Source organism: Chitinophaga sp. YIM B06452, from assembly GCF_039655965.1.
Classification (GTDB): domain Bacteria; phylum Bacteroidota; class Bacteroidia; order Chitinophagales; family Chitinophagaceae; genus Chitinophaga.
On record NZ_JAWLKY010000008.1, the window covers coordinates 73,945 to 88,115 of the forward strand.

At 54.9% G+C, this 14,171-nt stretch carries 10 protein-coding genes; 4 read left to right on the plus strand and 6 right to left on the minus strand.

Going from position 1 to position 14,171, the window contains the following annotated elements; all coding sequences use genetic code 11:
* Positions 1–8: 8 nt before the first annotated feature.
* The 3 genes from R3I13_RS25620 to R3I13_RS25630 are packed head-to-tail and all read left to right on the plus strand — an operon-like array spanning position 9 to position 3,996.
* Positions 9–1,307, plus strand: coding sequence for a DUF4876 domain-containing protein (locus R3I13_RS25620; protein ID WP_346320848.1), 1,299 nt, complete (start codon positions 9–11; stop codon positions 1,305–1,307).
* Positions 1,307–2,845, plus strand: coding sequence for a DUF6850 family outer membrane beta-barrel protein (locus R3I13_RS25625; protein WP_346320849.1), 1,539 nt, complete (start codon positions 1,307–1,309; stop codon positions 2,843–2,845). The genes R3I13_RS25620 and R3I13_RS25625 overlap by 1 nt, the downstream gene beginning before the upstream one ends.
* Before the next feature lie 2 nt (positions 2,846–2,847).
* Positions 2,848–3,996: a cytochrome c peroxidase gene (locus R3I13_RS25630; protein ID WP_346320850.1), complete on the plus strand. Its 1,149-nt coding sequence runs from the start codon at positions 2,848–2,850 to the stop codon at positions 3,994–3,996.
* A gap of 70 nt (positions 3,997–4,066) precedes the next feature.
* On the opposite strand, the gene R3I13_RS25635 is transcribed toward R3I13_RS25630, so the two are convergent.
* Together R3I13_RS25635 and R3I13_RS25640 are read right to left on the minus strand one after the other, a co-directional pair.
* A complete protein-coding gene (locus R3I13_RS25635) occupies positions 4,067–4,651 on the minus strand; it encodes a type 1 glutamine amidotransferase domain-containing protein (protein WP_346320851.1) in 585 nt (194 codons plus the stop codon).
* A gap of 118 nt (positions 4,652–4,769) precedes the next feature.
* Positions 4,770–7,196, minus strand: a complete 2,427-nt coding sequence (locus R3I13_RS25640) for an AsmA-like C-terminal region-containing protein (protein ID WP_346320852.1) — start codon at positions 7,194–7,196, stop codon at positions 4,770–4,772.
* A gap of 79 nt (positions 7,197–7,275) precedes the next feature.
* Between R3I13_RS25640 and R3I13_RS25645 the strand changes: the two genes are divergently transcribed.
* Positions 7,276–8,055, plus strand: a complete 780-nt coding sequence (locus tag R3I13_RS25645; RefSeq protein WP_346320853.1) for a M90 family metallopeptidase — start codon at positions 7,276–7,278, stop codon at positions 8,053–8,055.
* A 59-nt stretch (positions 8,056–8,114) separates the two neighbouring features.
* Here the strand turns inward: R3I13_RS25645 and xrtN are convergent, their stop codons facing one another.
* From xrtN to R3I13_RS25665, 4 genes are all read right to left on the minus strand, one after another.
* The gene (gene xrtN / locus R3I13_RS25650) at positions 8,115–9,479 is read right to left on the minus strand and encodes an exosortase N (RefSeq protein ID WP_346320854.1); all 1,365 of its coding nucleotides are present in this window, start codon (positions 9,477–9,479) and stop codon (positions 8,115–8,117) included.
* Positions 9,470–11,980: an XrtN system VIT domain-containing protein gene (locus R3I13_RS25655; protein WP_346320855.1), complete on the minus strand. Its 2,511-nt coding sequence runs from the start codon at positions 11,978–11,980 to the stop codon at positions 9,470–9,472. The genes xrtN and R3I13_RS25655 overlap by 10 nt, the downstream gene beginning before the upstream one ends.
* A 114-nt stretch (positions 11,981–12,094) precedes the next feature.
* Positions 12,095–13,465: an alpha-L-fucosidase gene (locus R3I13_RS25660; protein ID WP_346320856.1), complete on the minus strand. Its 1,371-nt coding sequence runs from the start codon at positions 13,463–13,465 to the stop codon at positions 12,095–12,097.
* Between the two features lie 121 nt (positions 13,466–13,586).
* Positions 13,587–14,123: a GNAT family N-acetyltransferase gene (locus R3I13_RS25665; RefSeq protein WP_346320857.1), complete on the minus strand. Its 537-nt coding sequence runs from the start codon at positions 14,121–14,123 to the stop codon at positions 13,587–13,589.
* Positions 14,124–14,171: the final 48 nt, after the last annotated feature.

Consider the following 14,171-nt stretch of genomic DNA (forward strand, 5'->3'; position numbering starts at 1 on the left):
ACCGGACCATGAAGCAATTAAAATATATCACCGTTATTAGCTGTGCGCTGGCTTTTGCCGCCGGCTGTAAACAGGCAGAGCTGCCGGACGTAAAGCCCACCACAGTAGGCATCAGCGTAAAATATGACGCTGCTTTCGGCGGTGCGCCTGCACAGGGCATCGAAGTGCAATTCAAAGATGTTACTTCCGGCAACATCTATGTTGAAAAAACAGACAACGCCGGCGCGCTGCAATTCCACCGGGTTCCGCCGGGCACTTACGACATCAGCGCCAGCATTCATATGAGCGCTGAAGAAGTGCTGGCATTCAGCGGCATACTGCTGCCGGACTCCGCCATATTCAATGCCACCGTTACCAACAGGCGCATCACTGCCAGCGCTTCTTTCGTTGAAATGGTATTAAAGACCGGCCGGTCGGGCGACCTGATCTTCAAACAACTTTATTATTGCGGCTCCAGCATACAGAAAGGCGCCGGTTTCCGCGACCAGTTTGTGGAGATATATAACAACTCCGCCGATACGCTGTATGCGGACGGTTTGTGTTTCGCGCAGCTGGAAGGCAATGTGAGTAGCGCTTTACCGAATCCAAGGCCGCCGTATATGCTGGAAGACGGCCGGTACAACTGGCAGCACTCCATCGGTATGCCTGCGGATATCAATGCCAACGAGGATTTTGTTTATACCAAAAGCGTTTTCCAGTTTCCCGGCAGCGGCAAACAATACCCGGTAGCGCCGGGCAAAAGCATCATTCTCGCGCAGAATGCGCAGAACCATAAAGCGCCTTACACCAACCCCAACGGCACGGTGGTAACGCCGGAAGACCCTTCACTGACGGTGGATCTGAGCCATGCGGAGTTTGAAGTATTTTATGGGGAAGGCTTTGCTTCCGACGTGAATAACCCGGAAGTAACAGATATGATCAACTTCCAAAAAGCAGGCAGGGACATGGTGCTGGACATCATGGGCCGCGATGCCTTTGTCCTTTTCCGCATGCCGCAACCGTTCAATAAATATCCCAACCCCCAGGCAACGGTGATCAACAACACCACCAGTTTCCATTTCCAGGTGCCGGATTCACTGGTGCTGGATGCGGTGGAATGCCTTCACTTCACACCTGCCCGCCGCGGGCCCAAGAAGCTCAACGCAAAGCTGGACGCGGGCTTTGTAAATGTGCTGAACCAGTACTCCTCCCAGGCGCTGGTCCGCAAACAGCTGCGTACCGTAGACGGGCGCATTATTTTGCAGGATACCAACAATTCAACAGCGGACTTCCAGCTGATCAATCCTCCTAAACCGAAAGAATTCTAATGCGCAAGCTTTTAACATATACCGCCATACTCGCTCTTCCCACGCTGGTACAAAAGGCCACGGCGCAGAGCACGGAAAAATTGAACCGCCCCTCAGCGCAGGAAAACGCCGTGTTCAGAACATATACCGGTTCGCCGGCAGACCTGGTTTATAGTCCGCAGCCGTTGCTGAACGCGGTGCAACTGGAAGGGACATACGAAAAAGGTGATTTCCGCCTTCCCCAGCAAGCCGACCGCGTTCGCGGCCTGAAAGCGGCTACGGAAGGGCAAACCGTGCTGAAGAACATTCACCTCTACGGTGCATTCAGCTACCGCCGGCAGTGGCAGGACAGCGTGTCCCGGACGCAGCGCCTCGACCCGCTGAGTCCCAATCCATACTACATCGCATCCGAAAGAGCGGGCAGTTTGCAGCGGGCAGACTATCACCTTACCGGGAGAGCCGCCACCATCATCAACGGTCATTTACTGCTGGGCCTGGGGCTTAATTACGAAGTAGGCGATGCAGCCCGTAATGTCATTCCCGTGGCAGGCCACAACAACTACCTGCTTGGTTTCGAAGGCAATGTTGGCTGGCAGTTCAAACCCAGGTCTGGCATGGCTTTGAAAGGACAGTACGGGTATGGTTATGAAAGAACTTCCGTCGATATGTCCGCTGCGCGCGACCAGGCTGAAAAGGACCTTCAGTTCTACGATTTCCTCGGCTACGGCACGCTCACTTTTGCCCCGGGAAGATCGATACAGCGTTATTTCCGTTACTACGGCGCCGCGCTCCAGGGCTGGCATACGATCAACAACAACGACTTCAGGCTGGAAGCAGGTTACCGCTACCAGCGCGATACCACCAGGCAGGTAGTTAGTGAAAACGATCAGCTCTATATGACCGCCGGCAAATACTACCAGCGCGATCTCAGCGCCCGTTTCACCTGGCTGCGTTCACTCTCCGGCAACCGTAAAGCCATGCTGCAGCTGGAAGGGCTCAACATCAAAGGGCGCGACCATAACGATTCGCTGGGCGGCAACAACTACCGCTACCAGCAACATTCCTACGCCGCCACCCTCAGCCTTTACCGCTACAAAAGCGCCATGATCAAAAACGGCTGGCTCGGCAATATTACTTTCACCGACATCCAGAAGCTGGACGGCGCCACTGAGCATACTTTCCAGGCTTCTTACATAGAAGGATACGTTCAGCGGGAACAAGCCTTCCCGGTAAACGAACTGAATGCCGTAACCGCCATGCTCCGGGCCGGAGGCCGTGCGGATGCAGGCTCTAAACTGAACGTCCCGGCCAGCCAGGTGAACTTTTTCACGAAGAATATTGCAGTACCCGAAGTAAGATATTACCAGGAATCCGCGCTCACTGCGGCGGCGCGCATAGGCTGGCTGCACCGGCTGAAAGGCGATGCGCAGGCTGAATTCTCCGTGGAATCGGGTATCATGCATGCTGTCAACACCAACACACCGCCCGCGGCTGGCGCAAAGTTTGATCCGCAGGGCAACAGGTTCTACATAAATTGTAACTTGCAGTTTTATTTTTAGGAATGGCAAACGGGAAGCAACTTTTAATTACGGTATCACTGGCATTAACCGCACTGGCAGGAAGCACCATCAGCTGGAACATGAAACCCGTTCCCACGGGCTATGCAGACAGTCTCCGGCAACTCTACGCGCGTCCAACGGCGCAGTGGCCGAAGCCGGACATCGACAGCAATATCGTATGGAAAGAGCTGGGCCTTCGCCCGAACGCTCCTGTTGCGGAAGACAGCAGCCTGAAGCCTATGGCCGAATTAGGCAGGCAATTGTTCTTCGATCCGCGCCTTTCCGGCTCCAATCAAATATCCTGCGGCAGCTGCCATGAGCCTGAACTGGGCTGGACCAACGGCCGCTCCACCGCCGTAGGTCACGATCACCGTACCGGTGAAAGGAATGTGCCCACCCTGCTGAATGTTTGGGCCACAACACCGCTATTCTGGGACGGCCGCGTGAAAACGCTGGAGGACCAGGCCCTCTCCCCGATCGGTAATGAAGTAGAAATGCACCAGGGCGTGGACAAGCTGCCCTCAAAGCTCTCCGCCATTCCCGGTTACAAAAAAGAATTCTCAAAAATATTCGGGGCCAAAAAGATCACCGAACAACAAATAGCCACAGCCCTGGCTACTTTCCAGCGCACCATCCAAAGCCGCAGCTCCCGCTTCGATGCCTTCCTGCAAGGCCGTGAAAAAGCGCTCAGCGACCTGGAGATCGAAGGCCTGCATTTATTCCGCACCAAGGCCCGCTGCATGAACTGCCACAACGGTCCGCTGTTTACAGACAACAAGTTCCACAACATCGGCCTCACTTACTACAAAAGAAAATATGAAGATCTCGGTCTTTACAACGTCACGCGCAAACCCGAGGACGTAGGCAAATTCAAGACACCGGGCCTGCGCGATATCGTGATCACCCGCCCCTACATGCATGTTGGGCTGTTCGACGACCTCGAAGGCGTGATCAACATTTACAATGCCGGGGGCGGCCACCCCCGCAGGAAAAAAACGCCGGAGGAAGAAAAGGATCCGCTCTATCCCGTTACCAGCTCCATTCTCCGCCCGCTGGGACTTACGCCCCATGAGAAAGAAGCCCTGGTGGCATTCCTGCATGCGATCAGCACAACGTCTTACCGCATCAGCAGACCTGAATTGCCGCAATGATCAACGCTTATTTTACACATAAAAAAAACCGGCCGATCATCTCAGCCGGTTTCAATTTTTTAGCATAACCTTATCCCAACTGGTGCACACCGCGTGTTCTCGTTAAGTGCTGCCCCTCAGCTATCTCCTCGATCATTTTTTTACAGAATGCCGGGAGGTCGCCGGGATTCCGGCTGGTTACAAGACCGTTATCTACCACCACTTCCTTGTCCACCCACTTCGCGCCTGCGTTGATCAGGTCTGTTTTCAGGGAAGGCCATGAGGTGACCGTTCTGCCTTCCAGCACATTGGTTTCGATCAGCGTCCAGGGGCCGTGGCAGATGGCGGCGATGGGTTTTGCTTCGTCTGTAAAGCCGGTTACGAATGCCACAGCGTCTGCGTCCATGCGCAGCTTGTCAGGGTTGATCACGCCGCCGGGCAATACCAGCGCGTCAAAATCGCCGGAGCTTACGTCCTTTACCGTGGTATCCACCTTGTATTCCTTGCCCCAGTTCTTTTCTGCCCAGGATTTTATAGTGCCTTCCTTCAGCGACACCACCTTCACGTCTGCGCCCGCATTCTTCAGCGCTTCCACCGGTTGGGTGAATTCGGATTCTTCGAAGCCGTCGGTGACCAGCACGGCCACTTTTTTGTCCTTCAGCGTTTGCTTTTCCATGATTGTTGTTTTAGGTGAGATAATACCCGAAATGCAGCAAAAACGGGTCCGTGCCGGAACAACAGCGGGTTTTGGGATTGAGCGGCAAGGTGCGTGGATTTATTTTCTCAATACGGGGCTAGTCGCCCTTGCCAAGTTTCATTTTTACTTTGCCATCCTCCCCGTCTACGGCATGGAGGTTAATGACGATACCTGATTTCCGGCGTTTGTTCAGCTCTTCAATATCCGTAACCAGTTCGTCTTTTTTGGGGTTGCGCAGCGGCACGCGCAGCTTGATGTCGGTGCCTTTGGGAATGCCGTATATTCCTTCCACTTCCACGTTCAGCACGCTGGACGCGATGAGCATCGGGTGGATGTAGATCTTGCTGCCCCGCACGTCCAGCGTGTTCTGTATCTTTTCGAAAGTGATATTGCTCATGTCGCGCTTGCGGAACACGAATTTGCCGATGTTCATCAGCGGCTGGAAGTTCACCAGCGCGCCTTTGTTGAGCGTGAAAGAAACGGAGCCGTGCATGGTATGCGGTTTCACGGTAGCGTCGTCTTTCATTTCGCCGTTCATATTGGCGGTGGCGGAAAACACGCCTTTGAGGTTCTTCGCCGTCACGCCATCCTGCCCGAAATTTTCAAAGGCATGGAACAGCTGGTCTACCTGTACCTGTTTCACATTTGCGCTCAGGTTGAATTTATCGCCGTTGCCGGCATGGCGGATATTTCCGTCCAGGTGCATTTGCCCGCCCGCGGTCTGCAGGGCCACGTTGCTCAGCCGGATGCCGTCCTGGCTCATGCGCACGCCCGCTTTTACATTGCCTGCCGTAAACTGCCGGTAGCGGACCTTGTCCACCGCGAGGTCCATATTCACGCTGCACTGGTCCAGCACTACGTCCAGCTGTTTCATCACGCGGCCCATGTTGTGTTTGTGTTTATGATGCGCATGCTGCGAAGGCGTTTTTTTCTGTCTTTTTGAAAAGAAGGAGTGGAATTCGTTTACGTTGATCAGCGGGCTGCGTACGGACCAGTCCAGCAGTATCTTCTCCGGCGCCGCGAAGTAGAGGTTGAGGATGTTGCGGATGCTGCCTTCCATTTGCACGATGCTGGAGCCGGATTGCAGGCGTATGTTGCGGAAAAAAAGATCCGATCCTTCAAAATCGAGCGTGGCATGGCAGGTGTGGAACGCCTGGTTGCGCGGCACGTAGGTAAACGCGCCGTCTTTCACCTGTATGGTACCGCGGATGTAGCCCGGAATGGTATCCTTCGGGTTCCAGGTGCCGGCGTAATCCAGGTCCAGCAAAGCGTTGCCGGCGGTGAACCGGAACAGGTGCGGGCCAATGGCGTGTGTGAGCCGCGTGAGCGGGAAGGAAGATCTAAAACGCCCTGTGAGCACCGGGTGCGCCAGGTCTATCACACGGATGGTATCGGCAGTGATGGGAATGCTGTCGTACAAAGCGGAAAACCCGCGCACGCTCAGGCGCGAGTTGGCATTGTTGTGCCCAAGGCCCGGCGTTACTTCGTTGAAGAACTCGCCGGTGAAATTCACATTTTCCAGGGTTACTGATTTCCCGTTCAGCACATTGTCTTTCACGGCCCAGTTCACTTTCACATAAGGCGTATCACGGAATTTCATGCGGCCATGAATGTCTGCCGTCACATCCAGCGGCTTTTCAAAATCAATGCTGTCCAGCTTCGAGGAAATATTCGGCGTTACGAGCGAAGCGGCCAGCCGGAAAGGGATCTGGCTGGCGTCTATGGCAATGGAAAACAGCGCGGGCTGCTGCGAGAAATTAAATTCCCCGCCGATCTGCACCGGCTGCCCGTCGAACCTGAAAGGCTGCGGCGGGATGCGCAGGGTTTTGCTGTGGCGGATGAACTGCACGCCTATATCCGCTTTCAGCAGTTTCTCTTTGGCGTAGCTGCCCTTGGTGGTGTTGAACTGCAGGTCGTTGATGCGCGTTTCGAGGTTCACGTTTGCCTGCCAGCCAGAGGTATCATATTCCATTTTGCCTTCCAGGTTGCGGATATCGAGGTGGAATAGTTTTAGTTTAACGTGATTCTCCATCGTGAACTGCACATTCTCCAGGATCACCCGCCGGATGGTGGGTTGCTTACCTGTAGCAGGTTTTGGATGTTCTTTCCCTTTGAGCAGGTAGGTATTGGAAAAACCCGTGCTGTCTGTATACATGTAAATGCTTCCGTCTCTCAGGCTCACCTGCCGGATGTCTACCTTTTTGCGCAGCAGCGCGAAGGTGTTCACTTTCACGAACACTTCCTGCACGTTCAGCAGGGCATGTTTGTGCACGGGGTACAGGCTGTCTTTGAGCGATACGTTTTTGAGCGTTACGGAAATATTGGGAAAGGATTTGATGAGCGAAGGTTCCATATCCTGTATCTCCAGGTTGCCGCTGATGCGGTCGCTGAGCTGGCCGGTGATCTCCGCCAGTATCTCCGCCTTCCGGCTGCGCACCACCAGGGCGAGCACAAACCAGAGGACGATCACCAGTACGATCAGGCTACCGGAAGCGATCAGTGAAATACGTAACCAGCGGGGCATGGGTTAATGGGTTGATTCTCCTGAAGTTAACAATAAAATGCAGAAAATGTTGAATTGCTGAATTAATCCGATATTAGCGATGATGTTACCGTTCATTATACCGATTGTGATCATTGCGTTCCTGTTCTGGTGGTTCTACCGCCCGAAGAAACAGAAGCCAGGCTTTGTTCCCGCTGATATTACAGGATTGCTGGAAACCAATGTCCGTTATTACCGCCAGCTGAGCGTGGAAGAGAAGACCCGTTTTGCCGCGGAAGTGCGGGAGTTCCTGGATCATACAAATATAGAAGGCGTGGGCGCTGAAGTGGAAGACGTAGACAAGGTGCTGATCGCCGCCAGCGCCGTGATCCCGATCTTTGCGTTTCCCGGCTGGAAATACCGCAACCTTACCAACGTGATCCTTTACCCGGATACATTCGATGAAAAATACCAGTTTGAAGGCGAGCGCCGCAACATCATGGGTATGGTGGGCAGCGGGCATCTGAACGGGCAGATGCTGCTCTCGAAATCCGCGCTGCGCAGCGGTTTCTCCGATCATGGAGGCAGCAGCAACACCGCTATTCACGAGTTCGTGCACCTGGTAGATAAAACGGACGGCACCGTAGACGGGATGCCCAGCAGCCTGATACAGCACAGTTATTCCCTGCCCTGGCTGAAAGTGATGCATGAAGAGATCAGGAGGATAGAAAGCGGGCATTCGGACATCAATCCTTATGCGGCGATGAATGAAAGCGAGTTCCTGGCGGTGGTGTCCGAGTACTTCTTTGAAAAGCCCGATACCATGGCGCAGCATCACCCTGAGCTGTACCGGCTGCTGAGCCAGATATTCCGGCAGGACCCTGCAGCCCGCCAGGGATAGGTGTTTGCAGGCATACCTTGATCCATGAATGTGCCCCGGGCAATAGTCCTGGCCGAACACTACAACGTAATACATTTCTTTACCGCACCTTTTTCCAGCAAACGTTCCACTTCCGCTTCCAGGGTTTTGCCATCGCTGGCGGTCACATTCACCACGGCAAAGCGGGATCTTTCCATCAGTGCCTGCCAGCGCCAGGTAAACTGCGAGATTGTTTGTACGTTCCCGTTATCATACCACCAGGCGGTGTACAGCAGCTCCTCTCCTTTTTCCAGGCGGCCTGTAAAGATCCTCCGGCCCGCCATACGGCTTTCCTGCACCTGTTTGAAGGTATACCCGCTGCCCTGCCAGCAGGTGGTGGGGTGATGATCCGTATAATAAAAATCAGGGATGGATTTGATGTAGATGAGGGCCTGTGCGTTTTCCAGCTTCACCACACGATGCGGCATCGGCGTTGCCGCGTAACCTTCTACGGAAGGTTTTTCCGCAGCCAGGGATAATTCCGGGGATATGTTGATCTTATACGCCACCATCAGCACACAGGCTGCCAGGCAGACATGCGCCTGCACGAGCATGAACGGATGTAGTTGTTCTTTTCCGGCAACGGGCATGCGCGGCCGGCCAAAACGCTGCACCAGCCTGGGGCAGAGCCATACCAGCGGCAGCATCACGTATACCATCAGGCAAAAAATGCCCGTCAGTTCATGCATCGCATGCCCCGGCGGGATGTTGAACTGCACCAGCAGGATAATACGGAAAAGGTTACCGGCAATATTCGCCAGCACGATGAACCCCAGCAGCAGCGCGATCTTCGGCCAGCGCAGGTACAGTCCTGCTTTACGCTGGCTGTAGCCCAGCAGCATGATGCCGCAGAGCAGGGAGGTCACCATCATGCTCAGGCCCACGCAGGCAGCGTCTACGGAAAAGCTGTTGCCATTCAGCAGGATCGAATTGCCTTCCACTGCCACCGCCGCGCCGGTGTACCGGAGCGCTTTACCCGCCGCGGCCGTGAGTTGCAGCCGGATGGGAAAGGTGAAGATATTGACGATGTAGGTGAACAATGGGGACATCAGCATGACGGCCAGCACCGGCAGGCCGTTGATGCGGCCCAAAGCCCCGTCGGCCACGAAACACAGCGCCAGTGCCACGGCTATGAACAGCAGTGTTTTTGCCGGCACTACCCAGGCCAGTACACAAACGGCCAGGGCGGCATAATAAAAACGGAGACTGCCGCGCCGGAGCGGATTGCCGGCCATCGCCAGCGGGATGGCCAGCAGCCCCAGCAGGAAACCCGCGGAGTTCCAGGCGATGTACCCGGGCAGCGCATACAGCACAATGCCCAGGTAAACGCCGGTGATCAGAATGGCGGGAATGGAACGTTTGCAGGTTTCCATTGGTTTGCATAGAATGGCGGAAGTTAAACGCATGCGGTTTTCCATTTGCGTTGATAAATAAGCCAGGCAAGGGATAAAAGGGCTATGGCGATCAGCGCCCATTCATGCGGTTCAGGAACGGCGCCTTTGGATTTGAGGGAAGCGTTCTTCAGGCTGTTGTTATCGTCTTTGATGCCGAAGCGGTCGTAGTCTGCCTGCTTTTCCAGCACTACAAGACTGCTGAGCGGCGATACTACATGCGCTTCAACGGCCGTGTTCAGCAGTTCTTCATGCCCTGCGGCGGTGGTAATGAGCCCTTTGCCGGTTTCGCGGAGGATGTGGTTGTAGGCGAAGAGGCGCATGAGATGGTCCGGCGCGTTGGCGGCGGCTGCTGTTCCGGGTTCGGGCGATTGTGCTGTACTGTCCTGCGTTTGCACGATAGCGATCTGCGCCTGGTCTATCACCACGCGGTTCGCCGATTCGGTGTCCAGTGCAAACTTATCCGTGCTTAGCAGCACTTTCAGCAGCAGCAACCCGCCCTGTTCATAGTGGAAAGCGCGCGATTCCTTGAGCGCTTTGAGGTAGGGAGGCAGGTTATTCCCGCCAAGGTTCAGCAATCTCACTTTCGGCTGCACGGTATCTTTGAGGTAAGCGGCCAATTCTTCCTTGAAACGGCTTCCTTCCAGGTCCTGCAACGATGGGCCTTCCGTCGGGCCTTTCGTGATCAGCAGGGCGTGTTCCGCATCTTTGATCTCCTGCACCGGGAAGATGCTGAAGCGCTGGGTATGCAGGGCTTCGAACAATTCGTTTTTGTTAGCCGCTGTTACATCCATGAGTTCGTCGTGCAGGTAAACTTTTACTTCCCGGTTGCCTGCCAGGCGCAGCGTTTCGTTGAATTCAGGCTGGCTCCAGGCGGCGTTCACGTCCAGGTAAACTATTTCAGTTTGCGCATCCCCGCGTTGCAGGTTGTAGGGTGTTATGCTGTAAGATCTCTCTTTGTAGGCAAAGCGGTTGGATGGAATGGCACGCTCAGGCAGCTGTATGCTCCATGTTTCACGGTAGCCGCCTTCGCGGAACCAATGCGTGCCTGCGCCCCGGAAGCCCCGCGGCGGCGTAATATTCCCGGCGTTGCCGATCACTTCAATACTCGCCTCTTCGGTAGCAAAACCGGCGGGCGGGCCCTGGAAGGTAATGTTGTCGTATTGCAATTGGTGGTTCACCACGCCCAGCGGGGCCGTTACGCCGATGCGGAATATGCGCGTATCGTTAGCCCCCACGGGAAATACGCGGACGGATACACGATTTCCTTCCTGCCAGTGCACCACGGACGGGTCGCGCGTTTCAACGCCTACGATCGTACGGTAAGCGGTGTCTGCCTTTTGTTTGGTGGTGAGCAGGGCCTGTTCTTCCCTGCCGTTGATCCAGAGGGAGAGCGCGCTCACCGTTCCGCCTTCCGGCAGCTGGAAGGTGTAGATGGCTTCCTGGTTGCCCCAGGATTCAGGGTTGGAGACCGTAAAGGCTTTTTCGGTGTATGAGAGGCGCAGCTCCGGCCATACCCGCACGCGGGTGCTTACATAGCTGGTGTACAGCGAGCGGCCTGACCAGAGGCGCTCCTCCCCTTCGTGCCGCTTGTTGTACATGGCTTCCAGTATCTTCATGCGTTCTTCTTTCGGCACGGTCATCTGCGGGCAGGCATAGCTGGCGATCATTACCAGCGGATCGTGTTCCAGCGCGGCTTCCCAATTGCGGGAAGATATTTCATCAAAAGAAAATATATCCAGATCCGCAGCTGGTTCCTTATAAACAATGCCTCTTTTCAGCACGCGTTCCATTACAGGACCATTATCCAGCCGCTGCGCCGCTTCCACCCAGGCAGGCAGGTTGCCGGCGCCCTGTATCTGGCGGCGGTTGTAGAGGCGGGTCAGTTCGTCTGCCCGGTGATCATACATCGCGCAAAATGTGATCGCCACCACGAGGCCGGCCGCCATGCCGCTAAGACCGCTTATCCATAAACGGTGACGGGCAAGCGCTATGCAAACGATGGCGCACAGCACAGCGGGCACAAACGTATGGATCGAAAAGCCGGCAGCCAATAATGCGGGAATGCTGAATGGATAAAGCGGAAGCAGGTACAAAGCCAGGTAGCAGTAGGCCAGCAATGCAAGCCCCGCCAGGAAGCCCGCCAAAACCCGGGCCCAGGCCGGCAGCCGGTTCATGTAGCGGAACAATAACAGGGATGGCGTGGTAAGGATAAGGTACACCGCGAACCAGGGCGTGGTATCATCAAAGACATTCACCACGCGGTTCAGCGCATAACAGCTGACGAAGTACATCAGGCAAACGAGCACGAACAGGTCCCCCCTGTTTTCCTTTTTCGCGAACCATAAGCAAACAAGCGCCAGGGTGGCAATGATGTGATGGGCAAATGCCAGGATGACCTGCCGCTCGTTGTTACCCCCAAGGGTCTGCCCGATCAATAATAGCAGGAAGCTGAGCACCAGCGCCACAAAGTATGCGAGGTAAGTGGGATGCGTAAGTTTAGGACGTATTTCCATATTAAAAAGCACTTTGTATTTCAAAGTATTCAGGTAAAAAAGAGGGGGATTAGCTCCCCTTCTTTTCACTTTGCAATACAAAGTAAAATCATTTTTCCGGATAAAACAACAGGATCATAAAATTCCTTCCACTTCCACTTTTATCACGGTGGCAATATCGCTGGCGCCTTGCGCGGGCAGGGTGAAGATGGTATGATCCCCGCTGTTGCTGTGTTTCACGGTGCCGGCGCTGCCGATCACAGCGGCGCTTTTCACTTTTTTGTTCAGCCCGGTCACTTCCAGTGAGCCGTTGGCCGGCCAGTCGAACACGGAAAGGTACAGCACCGTGTTGCCGCCATGCTGCCTGCGGGTAATGCGGCCCCAGGTTTGCGGCTGCAATGGGCTGCCCTTTGTGCCGTAGATGGCTTCGCCGTTCACTTTCATCCACTCTCCTATTCCTTTCAGGCTCTGGATGCTTTCCGCGGGAAACTCCCCTTCAGCGGTTGGCCCCACGTTCAGCAGGTAATTGCCGCCTTTGGACGCAATGTCCACCAGGTTGCGCACCAGCGTTTTCACGGGTTTCCAGTTATGGTCGTAGCTTTTAAAGCCCCAGGTGCCGTTCATCGTCATGCAGGTTTCCCAATCGCGGCCGTCCAGCTCGCTGAGGTTGGGTATCTTTTGTTCGGGCGTTTTGTAATCGCCGGGGAAATTAGGGCGTTTCAGGCGGTCGTTGGTAATAATATGCGGTTGCAGCGCCAGGGGTTCCTGGAGTTTTTTAGCGGCGTCGTCCGTCATATTGGTGGGCGTATCCCACCAGAGCACGGCCACTTCCCCGTAATTGGTGAGCAGCTCTTTCACCTGCGGCACGGCTACGTCGTTGATGTACCGGTCGAAGGGCTTTGTTTCCTGCGCGGGGTCCCAGTGGCCGTTATGGGCTTTGGTATAAGCGTCCACTTTCGCGGAATCGGGATTGGGCCAGCCTTCGCGGCTGTCCCTGCGCGCGGCGGCGCCGCCGGGATTGTTCCAGTCCTGCGCCTGTGAGTAATAAAAGCCCAGTTTGATGCCGTGTTTTTTGCAGGCCTCGGCCAGCGGCTTCAGCAGGTCTTTGCCGTAGGGCGTGGCGTCGGTAATGTCCCATTTGCTGGCTTTGGAGTTGAAGAGCGCAAAGCCATCGTGGTGTTTAGCGGTGATCACGATGTATTTCATGCCCGCGTCTTTCGCCATTTTCACCCATTCTTCCGCGTTGTATTTCACGGGGTTGAACTGTTTGGCATAACCCTGGTATTCCGCCATGGGTATTTTACTGCGGTTCATGATCCATTCGCCGCCGCCGCGCGCCATGGGGTACCCCTTGTACACGCCCGCGGGCACGGCATATACGCCCCAGTGGATGAACATGCCGAAGCGCGCTTCTCTCCACCATTTCATTCTTTCGTCGTTGGAGGTTTGTGCAGATAAGGTTTGGGCGGTCAACAATGCCGCCAGCAGACAGGCTAGTTTTCTCATGGAATTTATTTTTACTTGCAAACGTTTGCAATAACCCCAAGTTCGGGTAAAACGCCCGCTGCCATTACGAGGTTTTTAGCGAATCGTAGTAGTTTTTTGCCCAAAACGGAGGTGGATGGGATCATTCAGCCGCCTGCAGCACTTTTCCCATCAGCAGGTCGCGGTCCGTTTGCTGCCCTACCTTGAAGCTGTGCTCGCCGAAAGCAGTGAATCCTTCTTTTTCATAGAAAGCTTTGGCGCGGTGGTTATGTTCCCACACGCCTAACCACAACGTGCGTACGAAATTTTCCCTTGCCACTTTTATGGCATGGTCCATCAGCTGCTTGCCCAATCCTTTGCCGATATACTTCGAGAGCACATATATCTTTTCCAGCTCCATCACCGGCTCAGGCAGCAGTGTACCGTTATCGGGCTGGCGGTGCAGGTTGAGCTGGATGAAACCTGCATCCTGCGCTTCGCTGCTGATGATGAAATACATCGTGCCGGTTTGGCTGAAAGCCGCTTTGACGGCAGCCGGGCTCTTTTTTTCAGAGAAGAATTCTTCCAGGTCGTGCGGGGTGTATACGTCCTGGAATGTATCGCGGAATGTTTGCTGTTCCAGCATGGTCAAAGCGGGCAGGTCCGCCTCCTGTGCCCGTCTTACAGATGGTTCCGTCATATGACCGCAATTTATGCTATTTTTGTAACGGAACCTCCTGTAAAAACT